The sequence below is a fragment of the Nonomuraea sp. NPDC059023 genome (assembly GCF_042740095.1).
In the GTDB taxonomy this organism is placed as follows: Bacteria; Actinomycetota; Actinomycetes; order Streptosporangiales; family Streptosporangiaceae; genus Nonomuraea.
Genome location: NZ_JBHYIO010000015.1, coordinates 95,457 through 119,864 on the forward strand (window position 1 = coordinate 95,457; position 24,408 = coordinate 119,864).

General features: G+C 71.8%; 18 protein-coding genes. 9 read left to right on the forward strand and 9 right to left on the reverse strand.

Annotated elements, in window-relative coordinates; genetic code table 11:
* Window positions 1–32 precede the first annotated feature (32 nt).
* Both ACFWYW_RS25470 and ACFWYW_RS25475 read left to right on the forward strand, forming a co-directional pair.
* Window positions 33–965 (forward strand): ATP-binding cassette domain-containing protein, encoded by a 933-nt coding sequence (locus tag ACFWYW_RS25470; RefSeq protein ID WP_379611806.1) that lies wholly within the window; start codon window positions 33–35, stop codon window positions 963–965.
* 2 nt (window positions 966–967) lie between these two features.
* Window positions 968–2,539 (forward strand): ABC transporter permease, encoded by a 1,572-nt coding sequence (locus tag ACFWYW_RS25475; RefSeq protein ID WP_379611807.1) that lies wholly within the window; start codon window positions 968–970, stop codon window positions 2,537–2,539.
* 5 nt (window positions 2,540–2,544) lie between these two features.
* On the opposite strand, the gene ACFWYW_RS25480 is transcribed toward ACFWYW_RS25475, so the two are convergent.
* Both ACFWYW_RS25480 and ACFWYW_RS25485 read right to left on the reverse strand, forming a co-directional pair.
* Complete coding sequence (locus ACFWYW_RS25480) at window positions 2,545–3,189, reverse strand: response regulator (protein ID WP_379611808.1); 645 nt, start codon at window positions 3,187–3,189, stop codon at window positions 2,545–2,547.
* Entirely contained in the window at window positions 3,141–4,211 is a 1,071-nt protein-coding gene (locus ACFWYW_RS25485; protein ID WP_379611809.1) for a sensor histidine kinase, read from the reverse strand. Before ACFWYW_RS25485 ends, ACFWYW_RS25480 begins: the two co-directional genes overlap by 49 nt.
* 107 nt (window positions 4,212–4,318) lie before the next feature.
* On the opposite strand from ACFWYW_RS25485, the gene ACFWYW_RS25490 reads away from it, so the two are divergent.
* Window positions 4,319–5,044 carry an ABC transporter ATP-binding protein gene (locus tag ACFWYW_RS25490; protein ID WP_379611810.1) on the forward strand — a complete coding sequence of 242 codons (726 nt, stop codon included), beginning with the start codon at window positions 4,319–4,321 and terminating at the stop codon, window positions 5,042–5,044.
* The gene (locus tag ACFWYW_RS25495) at window positions 5,041–7,212 is read left to right on the forward strand and encodes an alpha/beta fold hydrolase (protein WP_379611811.1); all 2,172 of its coding nucleotides are present in this window, start codon (window positions 5,041–5,043) and stop codon (window positions 7,210–7,212) included. Before ACFWYW_RS25490 ends, ACFWYW_RS25495 begins: the two co-directional genes overlap by 4 nt.
* Here ACFWYW_RS25495 and ACFWYW_RS25500 read toward each other — a convergent pair.
* Window positions 7,207–8,148 carry an NAD(P)H-dependent flavin oxidoreductase gene (locus tag ACFWYW_RS25500; RefSeq protein ID WP_379611812.1) on the reverse strand — a complete coding sequence of 314 codons (942 nt, stop codon included), beginning with the start codon at window positions 8,146–8,148 and terminating at the stop codon, window positions 7,207–7,209. The genes ACFWYW_RS25495 and ACFWYW_RS25500 overlap by 6 nt on opposite strands.
* Window positions 8,149–8,158: 10 nt before the next feature.
* Window positions 8,159–8,812 (reverse strand): phosphotransferase, encoded by a 654-nt coding sequence (locus tag ACFWYW_RS25505; RefSeq protein WP_379611813.1) that lies wholly within the window; start codon window positions 8,810–8,812, stop codon window positions 8,159–8,161.
* A gap of 216 nt (window positions 8,813–9,028) precedes the next feature.
* Here ACFWYW_RS25505 and ACFWYW_RS25510 point away from each other — a divergent pair, with 216 nt between their 5' ends.
* From ACFWYW_RS25510 to ACFWYW_RS25530, 5 genes are read left to right on the forward strand one after another with little or no spacing between them, the layout of a single operon-like run.
* Window positions 9,029–9,865: an ABC transporter ATP-binding protein gene (locus ACFWYW_RS25510; RefSeq protein ID WP_379611814.1), complete on the forward strand. Its 837-nt coding sequence runs from the start codon at window positions 9,029–9,031 to the stop codon at window positions 9,863–9,865.
* A gap of 22 nt (window positions 9,866–9,887) precedes the next feature.
* Window positions 9,888–10,631, forward strand: coding sequence for an ABC transporter permease (locus ACFWYW_RS25515; protein ID WP_379611815.1), 744 nt, complete (start codon window positions 9,888–9,890; stop codon window positions 10,629–10,631).
* Between the two features lie 41 nt (window positions 10,632–10,672).
* Window positions 10,673–15,379, forward strand: a complete 4,707-nt coding sequence (locus ACFWYW_RS25520) for an SDR family NAD(P)-dependent oxidoreductase (protein WP_379611816.1) — start codon at window positions 10,673–10,675, stop codon at window positions 15,377–15,379.
* On the forward strand, window positions 15,376–19,236 hold the full coding sequence (locus ACFWYW_RS25525; protein WP_379611817.1) for an SDR family NAD(P)-dependent oxidoreductase: 3,861 nt from the start codon (window positions 15,376–15,378) through the stop codon (window positions 19,234–19,236). Before ACFWYW_RS25520 ends, ACFWYW_RS25525 begins: the two co-directional genes overlap by 4 nt.
* On the forward strand, window positions 19,223–20,380 hold the full coding sequence (locus ACFWYW_RS25530; RefSeq protein ID WP_379611818.1) for an acyl-CoA dehydrogenase family protein: 1,158 nt from the start codon (window positions 19,223–19,225) through the stop codon (window positions 20,378–20,380). Before ACFWYW_RS25525 ends, ACFWYW_RS25530 begins: the two co-directional genes overlap by 14 nt.
* On the opposite strand, the gene ACFWYW_RS25535 is transcribed toward ACFWYW_RS25530, so the two are convergent.
* Genes ACFWYW_RS25535 through ACFWYW_RS25555 form a run of 5 tightly spaced genes read right to left on the reverse strand, consistent with a single transcriptional unit; the run spans window position 20,343 to window position 24,408 of the window.
* Window positions 20,343–21,176 carry a 4'-phosphopantetheinyl transferase family protein gene (locus ACFWYW_RS25535; protein WP_379611819.1) on the reverse strand — a complete coding sequence of 278 codons (834 nt, stop codon included), beginning with the start codon at window positions 21,174–21,176 and terminating at the stop codon, window positions 20,343–20,345. The two genes, ACFWYW_RS25530 and ACFWYW_RS25535, sit on opposite strands and share 38 nt — an antisense overlap.
* Window positions 21,167–21,961 (reverse strand): thioesterase II family protein, encoded by a 795-nt coding sequence (locus ACFWYW_RS25540; protein WP_379611820.1) that lies wholly within the window; start codon window positions 21,959–21,961, stop codon window positions 21,167–21,169. Before ACFWYW_RS25540 ends, ACFWYW_RS25535 begins: the two co-directional genes overlap by 10 nt.
* Before the next feature lie 10 nt (window positions 21,962–21,971).
* The gene (locus ACFWYW_RS25545; protein WP_379611821.1) at window positions 21,972–23,042 is read right to left on the reverse strand and encodes an HAD-IIIC family phosphatase; all 1,071 of its coding nucleotides are present in this window, start codon (window positions 23,040–23,042) and stop codon (window positions 21,972–21,974) included.
* The gene (locus tag ACFWYW_RS25550) at window positions 23,039–24,163 is read right to left on the reverse strand and encodes an acyl-CoA dehydrogenase family protein (protein ID WP_379611822.1); all 1,125 of its coding nucleotides are present in this window, start codon (window positions 24,161–24,163) and stop codon (window positions 23,039–23,041) included. The genes ACFWYW_RS25545 and ACFWYW_RS25550 overlap by 4 nt, the downstream gene beginning before the upstream one ends.
* Window positions 24,160–24,408 carry an acyl carrier protein gene (locus tag ACFWYW_RS25555; RefSeq protein WP_379611823.1) on the reverse strand — a complete coding sequence of 83 codons (249 nt, stop codon included), beginning with the start codon at window positions 24,406–24,408 and terminating at the stop codon, window positions 24,160–24,162. Before ACFWYW_RS25555 ends, ACFWYW_RS25550 begins: the two co-directional genes overlap by 4 nt.

The window sequence follows — 24,408 nt, forward strand, 5'->3', positions numbered from 1 at the left end:
GACCTGCAAGAATTCCCGCTTCGAGGAGCGACATGAACACCGCGATAGCCGTCCAAGGGCTTCACAAGAGCTTCGGCAAGGCGCCCGCGCTGAACGCGCTCGACCTGACCGTCCACACCGGCGAGGTGCACGGCTTCCTTGGCCCGAACGGCTCGGGAAAGTCGACGACGATCCGGATCCTGCTCGGGCTGATGCGGGCCGACTCCGGCTCCGTACGCCTGCTGGGCGGCGACCCCTGGAAGGACGCGGCCGAGCTGCACCGGCGGCTGGCGTACGTGCCGGGCGACGTGAGCCTGTGGCCGTCGCTGACCGGCGGCGAGGCGATCGACCTGCTGGGCCGGATCCGGGGCGGCCAGGACCGGACGCGGCGCGCGGAGCTGCTGGAACGCTTCGAGCTCGACCCGCGCAAGAAGGCCAGGACGTACTCCAAGGGCAACCGGCAGAAGGTGGCCCTGGTGGCCGCGTTCGCCTCCGACGCCGAGCTGCTCATCCTGGACGAGCCCACCTCGGGCCTGGACCCGCTGATGGAGGCGGTCTTCCAGCAGTGCGTGGCCGAGCAGAAGGCGCTGGGCCGCACGGTGCTGCTGTCGTCGCACATCCTGTCGGAGGTGGAGGCGCTGTGCGACCGGGTGAGCATCATCCGCGCGGGCCACACGGTCGAATCGGGCACTCTGTCCGAACTTCGCCATCTCACCATGACCCAGATTTCCGCCGAAATTTCGGGGAAAATCCCGGCGCTCCCCACCGCCCGCAACCTCACCACCAACGGCCGGAAGATCAGCTTCCAGGTCGACGACCAGGACCTCGACACGACCATGCTGACCCTCGCCCAGTCCGGCATCGTCAGCCTGACCAGCACCCCGCCCTCCCTCGAAGACCTCTTCATGCGCCACTACGCGGCCGAGAAATCCAGCCACTCCGTGACCGAGAGAAGCAGCCACTCCGCGGCCGGGAAGGGCAACTGATCATGCACGGCACCTGGACCCTCATCAAGCTCGTCATCCGCCGCGAACGCCTCATCACCCCCGCCTGGATCCTCCTGCTGGCGATCGTCGCCGCCGGCCAGGCCAACAGGTACGCCCAGACCTTCTCCACCCCCCAGTCCATAGCCGACTTCGCCCGCGAGATGACCGTCAACAAGGCGCTGACCGCCTTCGCCGGCGAGGTCTACTCCCCCACGATCGCCGGCATGGCCGTCTGGAAGAACGCCGACCCCATCTACACGATCCTCGCCCTGATCGCGATCCTCACCGTGATCAGACACACCAGGGGCGAGGAGGAGTCCGGCCGCGCCGAACTGGTCGGCGCCGGTGTGATCGGCCGCCTGGCCCCGCTGACCGCGGCGCTCGCCGTCACCGCCACCTCCATGCTGCTGGCGGGGTTCGTCACCGCGTTCTCCATGATCATGCTCGGCTTCGACGTCACCGGCTCGCTCGCCTTCGGCGCCGCCATCACCGGCGTCGGACTCGTCTTCACCGGCGTAGGCGCGCTGGCCGCCCAGCTCACCGAGGGCGCCAGGACCGCGATCGGCCTGGCGGCCATGGGCCTCGGCCTGTCGTACCTGCTGCGCTTCGTCGCCGACGGCGGCGCGGGGACCGCGATGAAGTGGGCCTCACCGCAGGGCTGGTCGCACCTGGTCCAGCCGTACGCCGCCAACAACCTGGCCGCGCTCCTGCCCAGCCTGGCCCTCACGCTGGCCACGATGGCCGCCGCCTACCGGCTCAACGCCCGCCGCGACCTCGGCCACGGCATCCTCGCCCAGCGTCCCGGCCCGGCGCACGCGCGCCACCTGTCCTCCGCACTGTCCCTGGCCTGGCGCCTGCACAAGGGCCTGCTGACCGGCTGGAGCATCGGCTACGCCGTCGCCGGCCTGGTGCTCGGCGCCCTGGCCCTGTCGATCCCCGAAGTCTCCCGGCAGGGCGCCGCTGTCGAGGAGTTCCTGCGCCGCTACACCGGCTCCCCCGAGGCCGGCATGACCGACGCGTACCTGTGGCTGATCAGCCTCTCGCTCGGCTACGTCGCCGCCCTCTACCCCCTGCTCACCCTGCTACGGCTGCGCGCCGAGGAGGCCACCGGCCGCGCCGAACTCCTGCTGGCCCACCCCGTCGGCCGCCTGCGCTGGGCGTGGAGCCACCTGGTGTTCGCGCTGGCCGGGCCGGTCGTCATCCTGGTCCTCGCGGGCCTGGCGATGGGCGTGGCCGTCGGCGATCCGCTGTCGGTGCTGCCCGGCACGCTGGTGCAGGTTCCGGCCGTCTGGGTGCTGGCCGGGGTGGGCGTGCTGGCCTTCGGGGCGCTGCCCAGGGCGGCCGCCGCGATCAGCTGGACGGCGTTCCTGTTCGTCAACCTCTTCGGCGAGGTGCTCGGCCCGATCATCGGGATCGACTACTGGATCGCCAAGTACTTCGTCCCCTTCCCCAACCTGCCGATGGTCCTGTCGGGCGAGGCGTTCAGCGCCGTTCCTCTTCTGATCATGACCGCGCTCACGGCCGCGCTCACCGCCGCGGGACTGACCGCACTCAACCGCAGGGCCCTGGTCTGAGTACGTCAGGACTCCAGGTAGGCCAGAACCGCCAGCACCCGGCGGTTCTGGTCGTCGCTGGGCGGCAGCCCGAGCTTGGCGAAGATGCTGGACGTGTGCTTGCCGATCGCCTTCTCGGTGACCACCAGCCGGGCGGCGATGGCGTGGTTGGACAACCCTTCTGCCATCAGCCCCAGCACCTCCCGCTCCCGCGGCGTCAGGGCGGCCAGCGGCTCGTCCCGCCCGCGCCGGGTGAGGAGCTGGGCGATGACCTCGGCGTCCATGGCGGTGCCGCCGGCGGCGACCGTACGGACCGAGTCGACGAACTGCTCGACGTCCCCGACCCGGTCCTTCAGCAGGTAGCCCACGCCACCGGATCGGTCGGACAGAAGCTCGTGGGCGTAGAGCTGCTCCACGTACTGCGACAGGATCAGCACCGGCAGCCCCGGCACCCGGCGGCGGGCCTCCAGGGCGATGCGCAGGCCCTCGTCGGTCTGGGTGGGCGGGAGCCGTACGTCGACGACGGCCACGTCGGGGCGGTGCTTGAGCAGGGCGGCGAGCAGCATCGGGCCGTTGTCGACCGCCTCGACCACGTCGAAGCCGTGCGTGGACAGCAGGCGGATCAGGCCGTCCCGGAGGAGTGCGAGATCTTCCGCGATGACAACACGCACGGCAACTCCATGGTCAGTTCGGTCGGCCCGCCGGCGGGGCTGGCCACGGTGAGGGTGCCGTCGAAGGCGGACAGGCGGCGTTCGATGCCGAGCAGGCCCGTCCCGGCGGAGGGTCGCGCGCCGCCCCGGCCGTCGTCGCGGACGGTGAGCCTGATCCGGTCGCCGGGGTAGCGCAGCCGTACCCAGGCGCGGGTGGCCTGACTGTGGGCGGCCACGTTGGAGAGGGCCTCGGCGGCGGCGAAGTACAGCGCGGACTCCACCGGCGCCTCGGGACGGCCGGGCAGGTCGAGGTCGAGTTCGACCGGCACCGGGCAGAGCATCGCGGCGGCCCGGATGGCGCCGGTGAGGCCGCGGTCGGCGAGCACCGGCGGGTGGATGCCGCGCACGAGGCCGCGCAGGTCGTCCAGCGCTTGGGCGGCCGAGCGCCAGGCCTCCTCGACGAGTTCGCGGGTCTGGGCCGGGTCGGTGCTCTTCCTGGCCAGGCCGAGGTTCATGCGCATGGCGATGAGCCTGGCCTGGGCGCCGTCGTGCAGGTCGCGTTCGATCCTGCGCAGTTCCGCGGCCTGCGCGTCGACGGCGGCGGCGCGGGAGGCGGTCAGCTCCCTGATGCGCCGCGCCTCGGGCGTCTCGCCGAGCAGCACCAGCGCCAGGTAGTCCTGGACGCGCAGGGAGGTGTAGGCGGTCAGCGCGCTGAGCAGGGTGATCGCGATGATCGACAGCGTGAACGCGATCGTCAGGTTCTTCGACGGGTACGGGGTGTAGACCCTCCAGATGACCCCGATCATCGAGAGCATGCTGCCGATCGCCAGGGCGGTGCCGGGCCCGAGCACCCCGTGAGCCGCCAGCCAGGCGATGACGCGCAGGTCGCCGGGGTCCGGCTCGCGTACCCGGCCCAGGGTGCGGGCGGCGCGCAGGATCGGGCGCGGCGCGAACGGCAGCGCGAGCAGCAGCGCCAGCGCCGCCACCCCGGTGAGCACGTTGCGCGCGGCGCGCACCGCCCAGCCCCGTCCGATCCTCTCCACTCCTGCAGTCTGCCCTCTCCCCGGCGGTGCGTCGGTAGGCCTAGGCCTACCCCCGGAGTGGGAGTGCGCCCATGGCCTGCGCGTACGCGGCGCGCGAGCCTGGAGCGGTGATCGAGATACACGGGCTCACCATCAAGTACGGCGCCGCCGTCGCCGTGGACGACCTGACCTTCGCCGTGAAACCCGGCCAGGTGACCGGCTTCCTGGGACCCAACGGCGCGGGGAAGTCGTCCACGATGCGCGCGGTGGTCGGCCTGGAGGCGCCGCACGCGGGCGTCGCGCTGGTGGACGGCCGGCCGTACGGGATGCTCGGCAGGCCGCTCGAGCAGGTCGGCGCGTTGCTGGACGCGTCCGCCGCGCACGGCGGGCGCACGGCGCGCGCGCACGTGGCGTGTGTGGCGCGCAGCAACGGCATCGGCGCCCGGCGGGTGGACGAGGTGCTGGAGCTGGTGGGCCTGGCCGGGGTCGCGGGGCGGCGGGTGGGCGGGTGCTCGCTCGGCATGCGGCAGCGGCTCGGCATCGCGGTGGCGCTGCTGGGCGATCCGGGGGCGCTGATGTTCGACGAGCCGGTCAACGGGCTTGATCCGGAGGGGATCCGGTGGATCCGCGGACTGCTGCGCACGCTGGCCGGGGAGGGCCGCACGGTGCTGGTGTCCAGCCATCTGATGGGCGAGATGGAGAAGACGGCCGCGCACGTGGTGCTCATCGGGCGGGGGCGGCTGATCGAGGACACCTCGATGGCCGCGCTGGTCGGGCGGTTCGGGTCGCTGGAGGACGCGTACATGGAGCTGACGGAGGCGAGCGTGGAGTTCGCGGCGGGGGGACGGGCATGATCGGGGACGCGATCGCGGCGGAATGGATGAAGTTCCGCACGCTGCGCTCGAACCACTGGCTGCTGGCGGCCTCGCTGCTGTCGGTGCTGATCAGCGTGGGTCTGGCGGCCATGGTGGTACGCGGCTTCGCCGGGCAGGATGCGGCGGATCGGATGCGGTTCACCAGCATCGGCGACGGGCTCGGGCCGGGGTTGCAGGTGGCGCTCTTCGTCATGGGCGTGCTGGGGGCGCTGGCGGTGACCGCCGAATACTCCACCGGGCAGATCCGGACGAGCCTGACGGCGGTGCCGAAGCGGCAGGTGCTGTTGCTGGCCAAGGTTCCGGTGCTGCTCGGGGTGGGGCTGGTGGCCGGGCAGGTGCTGGCGTTCTCCATGCACTACGGCGCGATGGCGGTGCTGGGCGAGCACGCCGGGCAGGTGCTCATGGACGGGCGCACGCTGGGCACGCCGCTGTCGGAGCCCGGCGTGCTGGGCGGCGTGCTGCTGTCGGGCGTGGCCATCGGGCTGGTGACGCTGGTCGGGCTGGGCATCGGGGCCGTGGTGCGCTCCACGGCCGGGACGCTGGTGGTCCTGATCATGATCGTGCTCGTGCTGCCGACCGCCGCGGCCACGCTGCCGCAGCCGTGGCAGGCGCGGGCCGGCTCGGTCATGCTCGACCGTCTCGTGGGCGACGGGCTGCTGCCGCCGGTCGCGGCGCTGGCGCTGCTGCTGGCCTACCCGGTCGCGGCGCTGAGCGCGGGTGCGGTCGCGATCGCGCTCCGGGGCAGAAGGACGCACCCGATGATCGCCGGGCTCGCCGCCACCGGCGTCCTGCTGGCCATGGTCGTCGTGGTACGGCCCGCGCAGGCCTCGGACTTCGCCTGGAAGCCCTGCAAGAAGGACATGGAGTGCGGGGCCGTACAGGTGCCCGTGGACTGGAACAAACCGCAAGGGCGAAAGATCACCCTCCCCCTGGTACGGCTGCCCGCCACCGGATCCCACCGCCGGATCGGCACCCTCTTCGCCCTGCCCGGCGGCCCCGGCGGTTCCGGCATCGAGGACCTGGAGAAGAAGGGCGCGGTCTTCGCCCAGCTCCGCCAGCGGTTCGACGTGGTCAGCTTCACCCCGCGCAATGGCCTCGACCTGGGCGTCCTGTCCAAGGACTGCCTGCTGGGCGGCCCCTGGATCCGGCTGCCGTCCAACGAGGCGGAGTTCGATCGCCAGGCCGCGGTCAACCGGGCGGCGGCCGAGAAGTGCCGCGCCCAGGACCCCGAGCTTTTCGGCAACCTCAGTTCGGCCTCCGTGGCCAGGGACGTCGAGGCGATCAGGATCGCGCTGGGCGAGGAACGGCTCAGCCTCCTCGGCACCTCCTACGGCGGCGTCACCGCCACGAACTACGCCCGCCTCTTCCCCTCAAGGGTCCGCGCCATGGTCCTCGACGGCGCGGTCAACCTGCTGAACGAGCGGCGCCTGCGCCACCAGGTGATGGAAGGGCAGCTCGTCAAGTTCGCCGCGTGGTGCGCGGGCACCACCGAGTGCGTGCTGAACGGCCAGGACGTGGCCAAGGCCTGGCGGGAGGTGGCCTCGGCCGAGCGCATCCCGGTCAAGGGCCGGGAGGTCTCCTACGACGGCTTCGACGTCCAGATCGCCGCCGGGCCGCACTTCATCTCCCCCGGTACCGACCACTTCCGCTGGAAGGAGCTGGCCAAGGCGATCGTGCTGGCCAGAGCCGGCGACGCGTCCGGCTTCGCCGACTACGTCAAGGCGGGCACCGGCAGCCTGAAACCGCCGTCGCCGGTCGGCATGAACATGACCCACTGCCTCGACGGCGTCGGCTTCCGCGAGTACGCCGACTTCACCGAGGCCAGGAGCCGCAACGAACGGCTGGCGCCCAGCTACCCGCGGCACGAGCTCTGGCACGGGCTCGCCTGCCCCGGCTGGCCCGAGCCGCCGGGGAACCCGCCCCGGCCGCTGCCGTCCACCGGCCTGCCGCCCCTGCTCGGCGCCGCGAGCTGGACGGAACCCGACGTGGACGATCTGGTCCGGCAGGTGCCGGGCTCGGCGACGATCCGCTTCGACGGCCACGGTCATGGCCTCTACCTCAGTGCGGAGCCCTGCACGATCGGGCACGTCAACAGGTATCTCACCTGGCTGAAGCTGCCTCCGCCCGGGGCCGTCTGCCGGTCATGACCAGCGGCGCAGGAGCGCCTCCGCCTCGGCGAAGCCGGCGACGACCGCGGCGGCCGGGCGCTCCTCGCGCACCATGCCGGCCGCCTGGCCGGCATAGATGCAGGCGGTGTCGTAGTCGCCGGCGGCGCGGGCCGTCCTGAGTTCGGCCGCCGCCTGCTCGTCCTCGGCCAGTTCGTCCTCGCGGCCGTGCCAGGTGTCGAAGAACTGGTTGCGGAGGGCGCGGCCGCCGTACTCCCAGGGCCAGGCGAGCCGCTGGGCCACGTCGAACACCCGCCCGTAGGCGGTGTCCTCCTCACCCGCTTCGAGAATCCGCCGCTTGGCCGGGGCGGACCCCCGCGCCTCCGTACAGGCCAGGAACGCCGTTCCCACCCAGGCGCCCTCGGCGCCCGCGGCCAGGACGGCGGCCAGTCCCCGCGGGCCCGCGATGCCGCCGGCGGCCAGCACGGGCACGCTCACCGCGTCCAGCACGCTCTGCAGCAGCGGCAACGTGGCCACCGTGTCCCTGCCGTGCCCGCCGCCTTCGCCGCCACGCGCCACGACGGCGTCCACCCCGGCGCGCTCGGCCTCAACGGCCTCCCGCGTGGTCCCGGCCTGGGTCACCACGACGATGCCCGCAGACCGCAAGGGCTCCACGTACGGCGCGTAGTCCCCGAAACTCACCGACACCAGGCTGGGCCGCGCCGCGATCACCGCCTCCACCTGCGCCGGGTTCCGCGGGAGCGTCCACGCCATGAGCCCGATCCCGAACGGCAGGCCGCCGGCGAGCGCCGCCTGCTCCGCGATCCACTCCGGCGGGTCCGACGGGCCCACCCCGAACATCCCCAGAGCCCCGGCTCCGGACACGGCCGCCGCCAGCCGTCCCCCGCCCGCACCGGCCATCGGTGCCCCGACCAGGGGCACCTCCCGTCCGAACCGCTCGGTCACCCAGGTACGCATGCACCCCAGGCTAGAGGGTGAGGAGGGCGGTGATCCTGGCGCCTTCCGCCGCGTCCGTGTGTTCGTGGTCCCTGCGGCGCGATCCCAGAACCGGGAGGTAGCGGCGGGCCGCGTCGGTGTCGACGTGGTCGAGGAAGGCGGCCAGCAGGTCGGGGCGCAGTTCCTCCAGCGCCGGGTCCAGCGGAGCCGAGGCCAGCACGATCCACGTCGAGGCCACGTCCGCGGCGGCGGCGCCCCTGGCCGCGTCGGCCCAGTCGATGACGATGGGGCCATCGGCGGTCAGGAGCACGTTGGCCGGATGGAGGTCCAGGTGGAGCAGGCGGTTGCCGGGGCAGCCGTCGGCGGCCGGCAGCCAGCCGGGGGCGCGGATCGCGCCGAGCCTGGTGAGCAGGCCGGCGAGCAGGCGGCCGTGGCCGGGCAGGTGGTTCGGGTGAGCGCGGGCGTCGTCGGCCACGCTCACCCCGTCGAGGTGCTCCATGAGGATGTCGGGGCCGTCGGCGTCGTACACCTCGGGAGCGGGGAAGCCGTGCCGCCGCGCGTGCCGCATGATCGACGCCTCGCGCTCAAGGCTGCGGCCGTCGCGGGCGCGCCGGATGACCTTGCCGGAGCCGGAGGCCAGGATGTGGCAGTCACGGCCGGAAGCGATCAGGTTTCCCGCATGCATGCCATTAATCCTAAGCACGGATCGGCAAAAACCGCACTGGCCAGAAATTGCGGTAACTAGTGGTCAGTGACATCGCCTACCTGGCCTGATGTCCGGTATTCGCAGAGAACTTCCTGCCATAAGCCGCCTAATGCATATGGGGCTATGGTGGCGACGACAGCCGATTTAAATCGAATTATTGGGCTGCATTCAATAAGGCACCTGAGGAGGTGCGCGTTGCTGGAAGTAGTCGATCTTGTCAAGCGTTATGGCCCGGTCACGGCATTGGACGGTTTCACCCTGAGCGTCGCGTCCGGCGAGATCGTCGGACTCGTCGGGCACAACGGTGCGGGGAAGACGACCTTCGTGGAGATCGTCTCCAACCTGCTGCGCCAGGACAGCGGCCACGTGACCATCGACGGCAAGCCGCCGGCCGACGTGCGCGGCCAGGTCGGTGTGGCGCCCCAGCACATCGCGCTCTATCCCACCGTGACGGTCCGCGAACACCTGGTGTTGTTCGGCCGGCTCGGCGGGCTGCGGCGCGCCGCCTTGGACTCCGCCATCGACGACCTCGCCGTACTGCTCCGCCTCACCGATCTGATGGACCGGCGCACCGGCCGGCTTTCCGGCGGGCAGCAGCGCCGTATCCAGGCCGCGACCGCGCTCATCCACCGCCCGCGGCTGATGCTGCTGGACGAGCCGACGGCGGGCGCCGACCTGGAGACCAGGCAGGCGATCCTCGACGTCGTCAAGCAGCGCGCCGGCGAGGGCGCCGCGGTCGTGTACACCACCCACTACCTCCCGGAGATCACCGAGCTCCAGGCCACGATCGCGGTCGCCCGCGACGGCCGCGTGATCGCCCGGGGCACCTACGACGAGCTGATCGAGGGCCTGCCCGGCGAGGTACGCCTCACCCTGGACAACGAGGAGGAGATCAGCGTCTCCACCACGGAGCCCACGGCCACGCTCATCGACCTGCTCAACCGGGCCGAGCGCCCGGTCAGCGCGGTCGACCTGCGCAACCCGTCCCTGGACGACCTCTACCACTCGCTGGCGGCCCGCGATGCTTCTTGACGCCGCTCCCCGGGCGGGGGGCATGTTCTACCGGATCGCCGCCATCGCGCGGCACAACTGGATCGTCCGCCTGCGCGACCCCGGCCAGATCATCAGCTACATCGCCATGCCGATGGTGCTCATGCTGGTGCTCAAGCCCCTGTACGTCAGGGCGCTGGACGCCGGCTCCACCCAGGTGGCCACCGGCCTGATGGTGATGTTCTCGGTCTTCGCGATCGGGCTGGCCGGCAACTCCATCCTGTCGGAGCGCACCTGGCGTACCTGGGACCGGCTGCGGGTCAGCCGGGCACCGGCGGTCGAACTGCTCGTCGGCAAGACGTTCCCGATCTTCCTGGTCATGGTCCTGCAGCAGACCATCCTGGTGATCTACGGCGTGATCGCCATCGGCCTGCCGTTGCCCGCCGAACCCTGGTGGGTGGCGCTGGCCATCCTCATCTGGGCCTTCGCGCTGCTGGCGATCGGGGCCGCGCTGGCCACGCTGGTGCGCAGCCACGGCGAGCTCAGCGTGATCTCCGACGTGGGCGCGCTGACGCTCAGCTCGCTCGGCGGCGCGCTGGTGCCGCTCAGCATCATGCCGGAATGGGCGCAGATCGCCGGTCACGCCTCGCCCGGGTACTGGGCGCTCACGATGCTGCAGGCCGCGGTCGCCGGCAACGAGTCGGCGATGCTGCTGCCCGCCTCCGTCCTGCTCGCGATCGGCCTGCTGGCCGGCGCCTTCGCCGCCCGGCGGCTGGCCCGCGGCTGGAGCCGCGGCAAGTTGATGTAAGGGCCCGACCAGAAGCACAAGCCAATTCCGTGAAGAGGGGCATGTTGATGGACCAGCACCACTCACCGGGCGAATCCGATGTCGCGATCATCGGCATGGCCGGCCGGTTCCCAGGGGCCTCCGACGTGGGGACGTTCTGGCGCAACATCAGCTCGGGCGCCGAGTCGTTCACGACGTTCACCGACGAGGAACTGATCGAGTCCGGCGTCAGCCCCGCGACCTTCCAGCAGCCGAACTACGTGCGCATCCGGCCGATCCTGGAGGGGATCAAGGGCTTCGACGCCGCGTTCTTCGGCTACAACCCGCGCGAGGCGACGCTGGCCGACCCGCAGCAGCGCATCTTCCTCGAGTGCGTCTGGGAAGTGCTGGAGTCGGCCGGGTACGCCCCCACCGACGGCCGCGGCAGCGTCGGCGTGTTCGCCGGCATGAACATCAGCGGCTACCTCCTCACCCGGCTCGGCGCCTTCAACATGGGTATCGACACCTCCGCCCTGATGATCGGCAACGACAAGGACTCCCTGGCCACGAACGTCTCCTTCCGCCTGGACCTGAACGGCCCGAGCCTGTCGGTGCAGACGTTCTGCTCGACCTCTCTGGTGGCCGTCCACCTGGCCGGGGAGAGCCTGCGCCGCGGCGAGTGCGACATGGCCATCGCCGGCGGCGTCTCGGTGCGCATCCCCGACCGCATGGGCTACCTGTGGGAGGAGGGCGGCCAGGAGTCGCCCGACGGGCACGTGCGCACCTTCGACGCGCAGGGCCGCGGCAGCATGTTCGGCGACGGCGCGGCGGTGGTCGCGCTGAAGCGGCTGGACGACGCCGTGCGCGACCGCGACACCGTGCTCGCGGTGATCCGTGGCTCGGCGATCAACAACGACGGCGCGATCAAGTTCAGTTACCTGGCCCCGAGCATCGACGGCCAGCGCCGCTGCGTGTCCGCCGCCCTGAAGCGGGCGGGCGTGGACCCCAACGACATCTCCTACGTCGAGGCGCACGGCACCGCCACCGAGGTCGGCGACCCGATGGAGGCCGCCGCGCTCACGCGGGCCTTCGGCCAGACGAAGAAGAAGCAGTACTGCGTGCTCGGCTCGATCAAGCCGAACGTCGGCCACCTCGACCGCGCCTCCGGCGTCACCGGCCTGATCAAGGTGATCCAGTCGCTGCGCCACGAGCTCATCCCGGGGACGCTGCACTACACCTCCCCCAACCCGGAGATCGACTTCGACAGCAGCCCGTTCCGCGTGACGGCGGAGAACACCCCCTGGCCGCGGGAAGCCGAGCGCGCGCGCATCGCCGGCATCAGCTCACTGGGCATGGGCGGGACCAACGCGCACGTCATCCTCACCGAGGCGCCGGTGCCCGCGCCGCGCAAGCAGCGCGCCCGCCGCTGGCAGATCCTGCCGGTCTCGGCCAAGTCGGCCGCCGCCGCGGAGAACTCCTGCGCCAGGCTGGCGGAACGGCTGCGCGACAACGACGTGGACCTCGGCGACGTGGCCTACACGCTGCAACTGGGCCGGCGCGTCTTCAACCACCGCAAGATCGTCATCGCCGACTCGACCGGCGAGGCCGCCTCCCGGCTGGCCGACCCGGCCGGTTCGCTGGGCCGTAACGACGCGACGGTCGGCCGCAAGGCCGGGTTCCTCATCGCCGGGGTCGGCGAGCAGTACCCGGGCATGGTCGCCGAGCTGTACGCCGAGGAGCCCGCCTACCGCGCCGACGTCAACGAGTGCCTGACGGTGCTCGGCCTGACCGAGCCCGGCCAGCTCTCGGACATCTTCGTGACCCCGTCGGGCGAGAGCGAGGACACCGCCGGCGACCTGGCCAGGCTGCTGGGCCGCAGCGCGCCGGCGCCCGCCTCCGCCACCGAGGCGCACCTGGTCCAGCCGGCCGTCTTCGTCGCCGAGTACGCGCTGGCCCGCCAGTTCATCCGCTGGGGGGTGCGGCCCGAGGTCATGGTCGGCTACAGCCTCGGCGAGTACGTGGCCGCGTGCCTGTCGGGCGTGCTGTCGCTGGAGGACGCGCTGAAGCTGGTCGCCTACCGGGCCAAGCTGATCACCTCGCAGCCCGAGGGCGCGATGCTCGCCGTCGCCGCCGACGAGCGGCGGCTGAAGACGGTTCTCGGCTCACTGTTCTCCGACGAGCTGGACGTGGCCGTCAGGACCGGTTCGCAGGTCGTGCTGGCCGGACCGGTCGAGGCGGTCGAGTCGGCCATGGAGAAGCTGCTGGAGGTCAAGATCGGCCACCGGCGCCTGGAGACCACCCACGCCTTCCACTCCCGGATGCTGGCCCCCGTCGCCGACGAGCTCACCACCTGGATCAGCGACAACATCACGCTCAACGCCCCGGAGATCCCCTACGTCAGCAACGTCACCGGCAAGCTCGCCACCGCCGAGGTCGTCACCGACCCCGGCTACTGGGCCCGCCACATGTGCGAGACGGTGGAGTTCGGCGCCGGTCTCGAGCACGTGCTGAGCGTTCCCGAGCTGGCACTCGCCGAGATCGGCCCCGGCCAGTCGCTGGGCGCGCTGACCCGCGGCCACGCCGCCTGTGACCGCGACCAGTGGCCGCTGATCGTCACCACGCTGCCCGCCGCCGGCGACCGCCAGGACGCCAACGCCGCCGTCGCCGCCGCGCTGGGCCGCCTCTGGCTGACCGGCGTGCCGGTCGACTGGGAGGTGCTCCACGACGACGAGGGCTGGCGGCCCGGCCGCGTACCGCTGCCGACCTACCCGTTCGAGCGGCAGGACTACTGGCTCGACATCGACCTGAACTCGTCCATGATGGGCGGCGGCAGCGGCGCGGCGCTCTTCGACGAGAGCGACCCGACGAGCATCGCCAAGGCCTTCCCGCGCCTGCCGGACACGGAGTGGATCCACACGCCGGTGTGGAAGCAGACCGCGCACCGCCCCGCCCGCGCCGACGAGGCCACCCGCTGGCTCGTCTACACCGACGACGGCCTCGCCGACACGCTCGCCGCGCGGCTGCGCGCCGAGGGCCGCGAGATCGTTCAGGTACGGCCAGGCGAGCGCTTCACCAGCGACGGCGACGTGCTGACCGTCCGGCCCGGCTCCCCCGAGGACGCCGTGTCCGCGCTGCGCGAGCTCAACGGCCGCGACTGGCTGCCCGAGCGCATCGTGCACATGTGGAACGCCGAGCACGGCAGCGAGCCGATCGACACCTGCCTGCAGCGCGGCCTGCACAGCGTCGTGGCCTTCGCCCGCGCCGCCGGCGACCTGGGCCTGCCGGGCTGGTGGCTGGACATCGTCACCAGCGGCAGCCACCACGTGCTGCCCGGCGACCGCATGACCCCGGAGCGCGGCACGCTGCTCGGCCCGGCCCGGCTCATCCCGGTCGAGTACCCGAGGGTGAAGACCCGCCTCATCGACATCGACGAGGTCAGCGCCCGCGAGGTCGTGTCCGAGCTGCTCACCGAGCCGACCGACCAGGTCGTCGCGCTGCGCGGCGGCAGGCGCTGGATCCCCGACTACGAGTCGCTCGACGCCGCCTACATCGAGGCGGCCCCGCCCGCGGCGACGGTCCGCAAGGGCGGCGTCTACATGGTGACCGGCGGTCTCGGCGGCATCGGCCTGGCCATGGCCGAGCGCCTGGCCGAGGACTACCAGGCCCGCCTCGTCCTGCTCGGCCGCACCCCGGTGCCGCCGCAGGACCAGTGGAACCAGATCCTGGCCGCCGACAGCACCGCGAGCGAGGTGCGCCGGCGCATCGAGGGCCTGCGCCGCCTGCAGTCGGCGGGCATCGAGGTGCTCACGGTCGCCGCCGACGTCTCCAAACTGGATGACGTACGGCGGGCCGTACGCGAGACCCTGGACCGCTTCGGCGAGCTGAACGGCGTGCTGCACGCGGCCGGTGTGCCCGCGGTGGGCCTGATGCAGTTCAAGACCGGCGCCGACATGGACCGCGTGCTGGCCCCGAAGGTGGCGGGGACGCTGGCCCTGGCCGAGGTGCTGAAGGACGTGCCGGTGGACTTCCTGGCGCTGTTCTCCTCGACCACCTCGGCGACCGGCGGCGGCGCCGGCCAGGTGGACTACTGCGCGGCCAACGCGTTCCTGGACTCCTTCGCCTTCAGCGACGCGCTGCCCGGCGTGGCGCTGGCCTCGATCGACTGGTGCGAGTGGGAGTGGAACGGCTGGACCGACGGCCTGGAGAACTACGACGAGGGCTCCAAGCAGTACTTCGAGTGGTACCGCGGCGAGTTCGGCCTGTCGTTCGACGACGGCTGGAAGACGCTGCAGCGGGTGCTGGCCAGCGGCCAGCGGCACGTGGTGGCCTCCACGCAGGAGTTCGCCCCGCTGGTGGCGATGAGCCGCCGCTCGTCCATCGAGAGCCACCAGGCGACGGTGAAGAAGATCCGCGACGCGTTCGGCAGGCACCCGCGGCCGGACCTGTCGACGGCCTACGTCGAGCCGCAGAGCGAGACCGAGACCAAGATCGTCGAGGTCTGGGAGGAAGCGCTCGGCCTGGAGCAGGTCGGCATCCATGACAACTTCTTCGAGCTCGGCGGCAACTCGCTGCTCGGCATGGAGATCATCGCCGACGTCAGGAAGGCCCTGGAGCTGTCGTACCTGCCGCCGCACATCCTCTACCAGGCGCCCACGGTGGCCTCCCTGGCCGAGGCCGCCACCGCGCAGGACAGCGGCGACGACGACGAGCAGGACGACGCCAGGGACCAGCAGCGCTCCAGGATCGCGCAGCGCCGCAACATGCTCAGGAGTGGGAGGAACAACGTATGACGGAGACCACCGACTATGACTCAGCCATCGCGCTGATCGGGATGTCCGGGCGGTTCCCCGGGGCGAGCAACGTCGATGAGCTGTGGAGCAACCTGCTGGCCGGCGTCAAGGGCCTGCGGAAGATCACCGAGGAGGAGCTGACGGAGTCGGGCGCCGAGCCCGGCACGCTGGCCGACCCCCGTTACGTCCGCGTCGGCGGGCCGGTGGACAACCTGGCGATGTTCGACGCCTCGGTCTTCGGGATCAACCCGCGTGAGGCGGAGTCCATGGACCCGCAGCACCGGCTCTTCCTGGAGTGCTCGTGGGAGGCGCTGGAGAGCGCCGGCTACTGCCCGACGGACGTGCCGGGACAGGTGGGCGTGTTCGGCGGCTGCGGCTTCCCCGACTACATCGTCAAGAACATCAACCACCTCATCTACCAGCCCGGCGGCGCGCTGCTCATGGCGGTCGGCAACGAGCGCGACTCCCTCGCCTCGCTGGTCGCCTACAAGCTGGGCCTGCGCGGCCCGGCGATCTCCGTCCAGACGTTCTGCTCGACCTCGCTGGTCTCCGTCCACCTGGCCTGCCAGAGCCTGCTGACCTACGAGTGCGACATCGCGCTGGCCGGCGGCGCCTTCACCCCGCTGCCCCAGCCCTCCGGCTACCTGTACGAGCAGGGCGGCATCATGTCGCCCGACGGGATCGTGCGCAGCTTCGACGCCGAGGCCGGCGGCACCGTCATGGGCAGCGGCGCCGGCGTGGTCGCGCTCAAGCGCATGTCAGAGGCGCTGGCCGACGGCGACGTGATCCACGCGGTCATCCTGGGCTCTGCCGCCAACAACGACGGCCGCATGCGGGCCGGCTACACCGCGCCGGGCGTGGAGGGCCAGGCCGAGGTGATCGAGTCCGCGCTGGGCGTGGCCGGGGTCAAGCCCGAGACGGTCGGCTACGTCGAGTGCCACGCGACCGGCACCATGCTGGGCGACTCGATCGAGCTGGCGGCCATGAACCGCGTCTTCCGCACCGGCCGTGACACGCCGTGCGTGCTGGGCTCGGTCAAGCCGAGCCTGGGCCACCTCGACCGCGCGTCGGGCGTGACCGGCCTGATGCGGGCGGCCATGAACCTGAAGAACGAGCTGCTGCCCGGCACCCCCAACTACCAGACGCCCAACCCGGCGCTGGCCTCGGCGCAGGACCGGTTCACCGTCCTGACCGAGCACCAGGCGTGGCCGGAGGGCCCGCACCCGCGGCGGGCCGGCGTCAGCTCGTTCGGGCTCGGCGGCACGAACGCGCACGTCGTCCTGGAGCAGGCGCCGCCCCGCGAGGAACGGCCGGCGCGTCCCGGCCCGCACCTGCTGGTGTACTCGGGCGGCGACGACCAGGCCCTCACGGACGTGACCACCCAGCTGCGCCGCTACCTGGAGGACGAGGACGGCGTGGACCTGGCCGACGTGGCCTACACGCTCCAGGTCTCGCGCGGCGGCTTCGCCAAGCGCCGGGCGGTCGTGGTCCGCGACCGCGACGACGCCATCGCCGCGCTGTCCGACCCGTCGCGCTGGATCGACGGCAAGACGCAGCGCCGCCACGCCAAGGTCAAGCTGATCCGGCCGGCCGGCGAGGTCCCGGACAGCTGGTGGGCCGGCCTGCGGGCCGCCGCCGCCGAGCTGGCCACCGGGGAGGCGGCCGCCAAGCTGCGGGCCGTACCGGATGAGACGGCGGGTGAGGACGACCCGAGCGGCCGTGAGGCGGCGCTCACCGCGTTCGCCTACAGCCTGACGGCGCTCGGCATCCGCACCCTGCGCGACGGCAAGGACCAGGCCAACGGCGTCGAGGAGCTCGTGGTCGAGCCCGACGGCGAGCAGCCGGCGGCCGAGTGGGTGCTGGCCGCGCTGGCCAAGCTGTGGCAGGGCGGCGTCACCGTCGACTGGCCCGCGCTGCACAAGGGCGAGGGGCGGCGCGTGCTGCTGCCGACCTACCCGTTCCAGAAGCGCAGGTTCTGGGTCAAGCCGCTGCCCGGCCAGGCGCAGGCGCCGGTCGCCGAGGGCAAGAACTTCGACCGCTCCCAGTGGACGTACCTGCCCACGTGGAAGCAGCGTCCGCTGTCCACCACCGACCTGGACGAGCAGCTCAGGCTGGCGGGACCGTGGCTGGTGTTCACCGCCGACGCGCGCGGCGAGGCGCTCGTCGGGCGGCTGAACCAGGCCGGCGCCGAGGTGACCGCGGTACGGCCCGGCGAACGCTTCGAGCAGGACGACGCCGGCGACTTCACCATCCGGGCGGACAAGTCCGACGACGTGGCCGAGCTGATCTACTCGCTCGTGGCCGGCCCCCGCGCCATCGTGCACGGCTTCAGCCTGGCCAGCCCGGAGGCTTCCGGCGACCCGGTCGAGCACTTCACCGCCGAGCAGAACCGCGGCTTCTACTCCGTACTCGCGCTGGCCAGGGAACTGGTGGACAACACCGGCTCGGCCCCGCGCGCGGAGCTGGTGCTGCTGACCTCGCAGGCGGTGGGCGTGGCCGGCGCCGACCTGCGCCACCCCGAGCACTCCACGCTCGCTGCCCTCGCCCCGAGCCTGGCCCAGGAGAACCCCCGGCTGCGCGCGCGGCACATCGACGCCGACGAGGTGGCCGAGGACGCCCTGCACCTGCTGGCCGCCCAGATCCTGGCCGCCTCCGTCGCCCCATACGAGGGGCCGATGGCGGTACGCGCCGGCGAGACGTTCGTGCGCGCCTACGACCAGCACCCCATCGCCGAGCCCGAGGGCGAGGCGCGGCCGATCCGCGACGGCGACACCGTGCTCATCACCGGCGGTCTCGGCGACGTGGGCCTGGTGCTCTCCCGCCACCTGGCCAGCACGTACGGCTGCCGCCTCGTGCTGACCGCCCGCTCCCCGCTGCCGCCGCGCGAGGAATGGGACGCCTACCTGGACGGGCACGACGGGGACCGTACCTCTCGGCACATCCGCAACATCCGCGACCTGGAGGCGAGGGGCGCCACCGTGCTCCCGCTGTCGGCGGACGTGGCGAACGAGGAACAGATGGCGGCCGTGGTCAAGGCGGCGGTCGGCCGGTTCGGCACCATCGACGTCGTGGTCCACGGCGCCGGGGTGCAGGACGGGGCGTACTTCAACTTCGCCCACCTCATGGACCGTCAGCAGTGCGACGCCCACCTGGCCGCCAAGGTCACCGGGTTCCACGTGCTGCAGAAGGTCCTGGGCGACCGCTGCCCGGAGCGCCGGATCACGCTGTCGTCCATCGCCTCGGTGCTGGGCGGGATGACGCTGGCGCCGTACGCGGCGGCCAACGCCGCCCTGGACGCCTACGTCAGGCAGGCCAGGACCGCGGGCGAAGGCCGGTGGGTCACCGTCGACTGGGACACCTGGGCGATCGACCCCGACCGGGTCGAGGGCCACAGCGAGGCCGTGGTCGGCTACGCGATGGCGCCCGCCGAGGGCGTGGACGTCTTCGAGCGCACGCTGTCCGCGGCCGACCGCGCCGGTCACTTCGTCATCTCGACGGGCTGGCTGGAGACGCGGATCGCGCAGTGGGTCACCGGCGACATCCACGACACCGACGGCGACTTCGACGAGCAGGAGCGCCACCCACGGCCCGAGCTGAACAACGCCTACGTCGAGCCCGCCCCCGGCACCGAGACCACGCTGGCCGACATCTGGTCACGGGTGCTCGGCATCGAGCCGATCGGCGCGCTGGACAACTTCTTCGAGCTCGGCGGCCACTCGCTGCTGGCGATCGAGCTGACGACCCGCATCCGCCGGGCCGTGAGCGCCTCGATCCCGGTGACGGGACTGCTGGAGTGCCCGACGGTCCGCCAGCTCGCCGCTCTTCTCGACGCGAGGGACGAGGATGAAGCAGCCTGAGTACCTGCGCACGGTACAGGCCTTCGCCCGCCGCGAACTCCTGGGCAAGGACGCCTACCTCGACTCGCTGGCCGAGGCTCCGCTGCCGCTCTACGAGCGGTTCGCGGAGACCGGCCTGGCGAACTGGTGGCTGCCGGAGGAGAGCGGCGGGCTGGGCCTCGGCCTCGAAGAGAGCGTGCGGATCACCGCCGAGCTGGCCTACGCCGACGCGGGGGTGGCCTTCACGCTCTTCATCCCCGTCCTGACGACAAGCATGGTCTCCTGGTACGGCAGCGCCGAACTCAAGGAGCGTCACCTGAAGCCGCTGGTCAACGGCGGCTACGCGGCGACCCTGGGCAGCGAGCACGCCGCCGGCAGCGAGCTGGCCAGGATCACCACCACGGCCCGCCGCGAAGGCGACCAGATCGTGCTCGACGGCGAGAAGGCGTTCTCCACCAACACCGGCTTCGCGAACTTCCTCGTGGTGGTCGCGCGCGCCCAGGACGACCCGGCGGGCTACCTCGCCGTCCTGGTCCCCCGCGAGACCCCCGGCGTCAAGATCGACAAGCGCTGGGACGTCATCGGCCTGCGCTCCTCGGCCACCTACCAGGTCTCCCTGTCGGGCGTGCGCGTGCCCGCGGCCAACGTGCTGCGCGGCAACGGCCTGCGCCTGCTGGAGATCGGCCTGAACGCCAGCCGTATCCTCATCGCCACCACGGCGCTGGGCATCGCCCGCCGCATCCGCGACGTCTGCATGGAGTACGGCAAGGCCAAGCAGGTCAAGGGCGCCCCGCTGGCCGGCAACGCGGTCTTCGCCGCCCGGCTCGGCCAGTTCGAGATGCAGATCGAGGTCATGGCCAACCAGTGCCTGGCTGCGGCGCGGGCGTACGACGAGGTGGCGGCCAGGCCGGACGCCGGCGAGGAGTTCCTGCGCGTCGGCACGCTCAAGCAGGCGCTGACCACGAAGATGTTCTGCGGCCAGACCGGCTGGCAGATCGCCTCGGCCGCGTCGGAGATGTTCGGCGGGCTCGGCTACACGCACGAGTCGGTCATCGGCAAGCTGACGCGCGACATGCGCTACGTCTCGATCGTGGAGGGCGGCGACGACGTCCTGCGCGACCTGGTCTTCAGCCGGTACGTGGTTCCGGTGTCGAAGCGGTCGTGACGACGGCCGCCGCGTAGCCGGGCGCCACGTCCAGCCAGCGCACCGGCCACTCGCCGTCAAGGGAGCGCGAGCCCACCAGGGCCGCGCTCCCTTCGTGTGCCGGGGTGACCCGGGTGTCGCGCAGTCCGGCCAGGCCGACGCCGGTGGCCTTGATGTAGGCCTCCTTGGCGGTCCACAGCCGGAAGAACTCGGGCGCGCCCGCGGCGCGGACGCGCTCGACTTCCTCCGGTTGGTACATGCGCGCGGCCAGCTCCAGGATGTCGGCGTCGGAGCTGATGCGCTCGACGTCGACACCCACCCGCCGGCCCTCGGGAGCTACGGCGATCAGCGCCCACTCCCCCGAATGCGACAGGTTGAAGTCCAGACCCTGGGAACGGTCACACCCATCCGGCAGACGGCCGGACCCATCCAGCGGACGGTCGGACCCGTCCGCGGCGGGGGCGAGACCAAGGCGGCCGCCGTGCCCTTGCGTGTGGAGTGCTTCGGTGTGGAGTGCTTCGGTGTGGAGTGCTTCGGTGTGGAGTGCTTCGGTGTGGAGTGCTTCGGTGTGGAGTGCTTCGGTGTGGACGGCGAGGCGGGGGCGGCCGCCGGCTTCCGTGCTGAAGGCGAGCCGGGCGGCGGGGATGCCGCACAGCTCGCCCAGGATCCGCTTGAGCGTCGAGCGCGCCACCACCCAGCGGCGGCGCTCCAGCGGGTCGGCGAAGCGCAGCGCCCGCTCGCACTCGGCCTCGGAAAGGGCCGACCAGCCGGGCATGCCCGGCCGGTCGAGGTGCACCTTCCACACCTTCACACCCACGGCCGCAGCGCCTCCGCGAGGATGCGGTGCGTGAGCATGGCCTGCTCGAAGACGGCGAAGTGGCCGCCGTCGAAGGGCCGCAGCACGAACGCCGCCGCGGTCTGGTCCCGCCAGCCGATCACCTTCGACTCGGCGATGCGCGGGTCCCTGGTGCTCGGCAGCGCGGTGATCGGCAGGTCCAGGGGCGGCTCCTGCGCGTACGTGTAGGTCTCCTTGATCGTGAAGTCGGCCTGGATGGCCGGCAGGATCATCGCCATGGCGCCCTCGTCGCCGAGCAGCCACTCCGGCGTGCCGCCGAGCCCGCGAAGGAACGACACCAGCTGCGGCCTGGTCATCGTGCGTACCGGCTGGCCGTCCTCGTAGGTGACCTGCGGCGCGTCGCAGCCGGAGACGAACAGGTGCACCGGCTCCGGCCCGCCGCGCCGCCGGATCTCCCTGACCAGCTCGAACGCCACGAGCGCGCCGAGACTGTGCCCGTAGAGCGCATAGCGCCGCCCGGCGGCGTTCAGCTCCACGTCGGCCAGGACGACGTCCGCCAGATCGGAGACCAGGGCCCCCATCCGCTCGTAGGCCGGCTCCTTGTGCCTGGCCTCCCGGCCGGGCGGCTGCACCGGCTGGACCGCCACCCCCGGCAGCTTGCGCTGCCAGAGGCGGAAGGCCGAGGCCGCGCCGCCCGCGTGGGGCAGGCAGTACAGCGGGAGCGCGCCGGGTTCGGCGCCGGTCTGCGTGCGGAAGGGCAGCCAACGGTTGAGCGCGTCCGTGCTCATCACGTCGTTGACGGTCATGGGGGGCGCCTCATTCCACGATCTCAAGCTGTACGTACGACGGCGGCGGCTGGACCACGCTCAGGTCGGCCTCCAGAACCACGTGCGCTCCGTCCCTGCTCACCTCCCGGAACCCGGCGAACGCGTAGGTGACCTGCATCATGCGGTTGCGGCCCGTCTCGACGAAGTCGGCGCGGACCGCGGCCCCGGCCTCGGCGGCCAGGCGCATGATGTGGTTCAGCAGGACCATGCCGACGCCGCGTGACATCACCCGGCACGACATGAGCATCATGTTGAGCCGCCAGACCTCCTCCTGCTTCTCCACCAGGGCCAGCCCGATCTTGCCGTAGCTGCCGAACTTGTCGGTGAGCGAGGCGACCAGGACCAGGTGGTCGGGCGACTCGCGCAGCGTGTCGAGCTCCTCGTAGGAGTAGGTGCGGCCGGTGGAGTTGAGCTGGTTGGTGCGGACCGTGAGCTCCTCGGCCCGCTGCAGGTCGTCGCGGAGCGCGGGCGCGATCGTGAACGACATCTCCAGGCTGGCGAGGAACTCCTCGTTGGTGCCGACGAACTCGCTCTCCAGCTCGTCGCGGGCGATCTGGCCCTGGTACATCTCGCGGCGCAGCGCCGACTCGTCGGTGACGAAGCGGGGCTGGAACTCCGGCCGCTCCAGCGCGTCGTGCAGCTCCAGGATGTCCACGCAGGTCACCTCGGGCACCGCGTGGGCCACCTCGCCCAGCTCGAACGGCTGGTCGTCGACGAACGCGAAGGCGTCCAGGCCCAGGTTGAGCGCCTTGGCGATCCGGCGGATGGACTCCGACTTGGCGTTCCAGCCGATCTGCGGGAACAGGAACATCTTGTCCAGGCCGAGCACGCGCAGCTTCTCCAGCGCGGTGTCCCGGTCGTTCTTGCTGGCGACCGAGTGGAGCACGCCCTTGCGGTCGAGTTCGAGTATCGCCTCCACCACGCTCTCGCGGACGTGCACCTCCTCGTCCTCCAGCAGGACCCCGTCCCACAGCGTGTGGTCGAGGTCCCAGACGATGCACTTGATCCGCCCCTGTACGGGTTTCTCGGGCAGGAGGGCGACGGACTCTTGCACGGTCATGGCTTCTCCCGATCTGCCTGACCAGCGATGGTCATGCGCTGGATCTCGTTGCTGCCTTCGATGATCTCCATCACCTTGGCGTCCCTGTAGAAGCGCGCCACCGGGTAGTCGGGGGTGAACCCGTTGGCGCCGTGGATCTGGACCGCCTCGGAGGCGTGCTTCGCCGCCGCGGTGGAGGCGAAGTACTTGGCGATCCAGGTGGCCATGAGCGTGGCCGAGTCGCCCGCGTCCTTCAGCCGGCCGGCCTCGGCCAGCAGCAGGCGGGCCGCCCGCGCGTCGGTGACCATGTCGGAGAGCTTCGCCTGGATGAGCGGGAGGTCGCGCAGCGGCTTGCCGCCGACCTCACGCTTGGCGGCGTACGCCGCGCTCGCCTCCAGGCAGCCCTGGACGATGCCGACCGACCCGGCCGCCACGCTGTAGCGGCCCAGGTCGAGGGTGCCGGTGAGCACCATCCCCGCGGTGAAGCCGCTCGGGCCGAGCAACGCCTCGCGCTCGACCTCCACGTCCGCGAAGGTGATCTCGGCCAGCATGGACGCCCGGGTGCCCAGGATCTCCTCGATCGGGCGTACCCGGACGCCCGGGGTGTCCTTCGGCACCAGGAAGGCGCCGATGCTGGAGGCGGTGCGGGCGAAGACGAGGAACACGTCCGCCCGCTGGCCGCCGGTCGTCCACTTCTTGGTGCCGTTGATCACCCAGCCGCGGTCGGTCTCCGTGGCGGTGGTGGTGATGCCGGAGGTGTCGCTGCCGGCGCCCGGCTCCGACAGGCAGAAGGCGCCCAGCGCCGCTCCGCTCGCCAGTGCCGGGCCCCACTGCTCGCGCTGGGCCGGAGTGGCCCAGCGTTGCACGGTCCACGACAGCATCGTGTGCACGGTGAGCAGGCTGCGGACCGAGGAGCAGCCCCGGCCCACTTCCTCGTGCACCTCGCCCAGCGTCACCATGTCCATGCCGGCGCCGCCGTACCGCTCGGGCAGGAAGGGGGCCCACAGGCCCGCTTCGCTCGCCTTGCGGATCAGATCCTCGGGCACGCGGCCGTCGAGGTCCCAGGCGTCGGCGTGGGGGACGATGTGCGCGTCGACGAACTCGCGGGCCGAGCGCCGGTCGGTGACCCTGCTCGTGGTCACGCCGCCACTCTCGCCAGCCTGTCGACCAGCTCGGCCATCGAGTCGGCGGTGCGGAAGTTGTCGATGCGCAGCTCGTCGTTGGGGATGGTGACGGTGAAGGTCTTCTCGACGAACATCACCAGCTCCATCGCGAACAGCGAGTTGACGAAGCCGAGGGCGAAGATGTCCTGCGCGGCGTCGAGCTCGGCCTGCGGGAAGCGGCCACGGACGAAGTCGAGAATCTGGCCCTGAGCGGTGTTGGACAT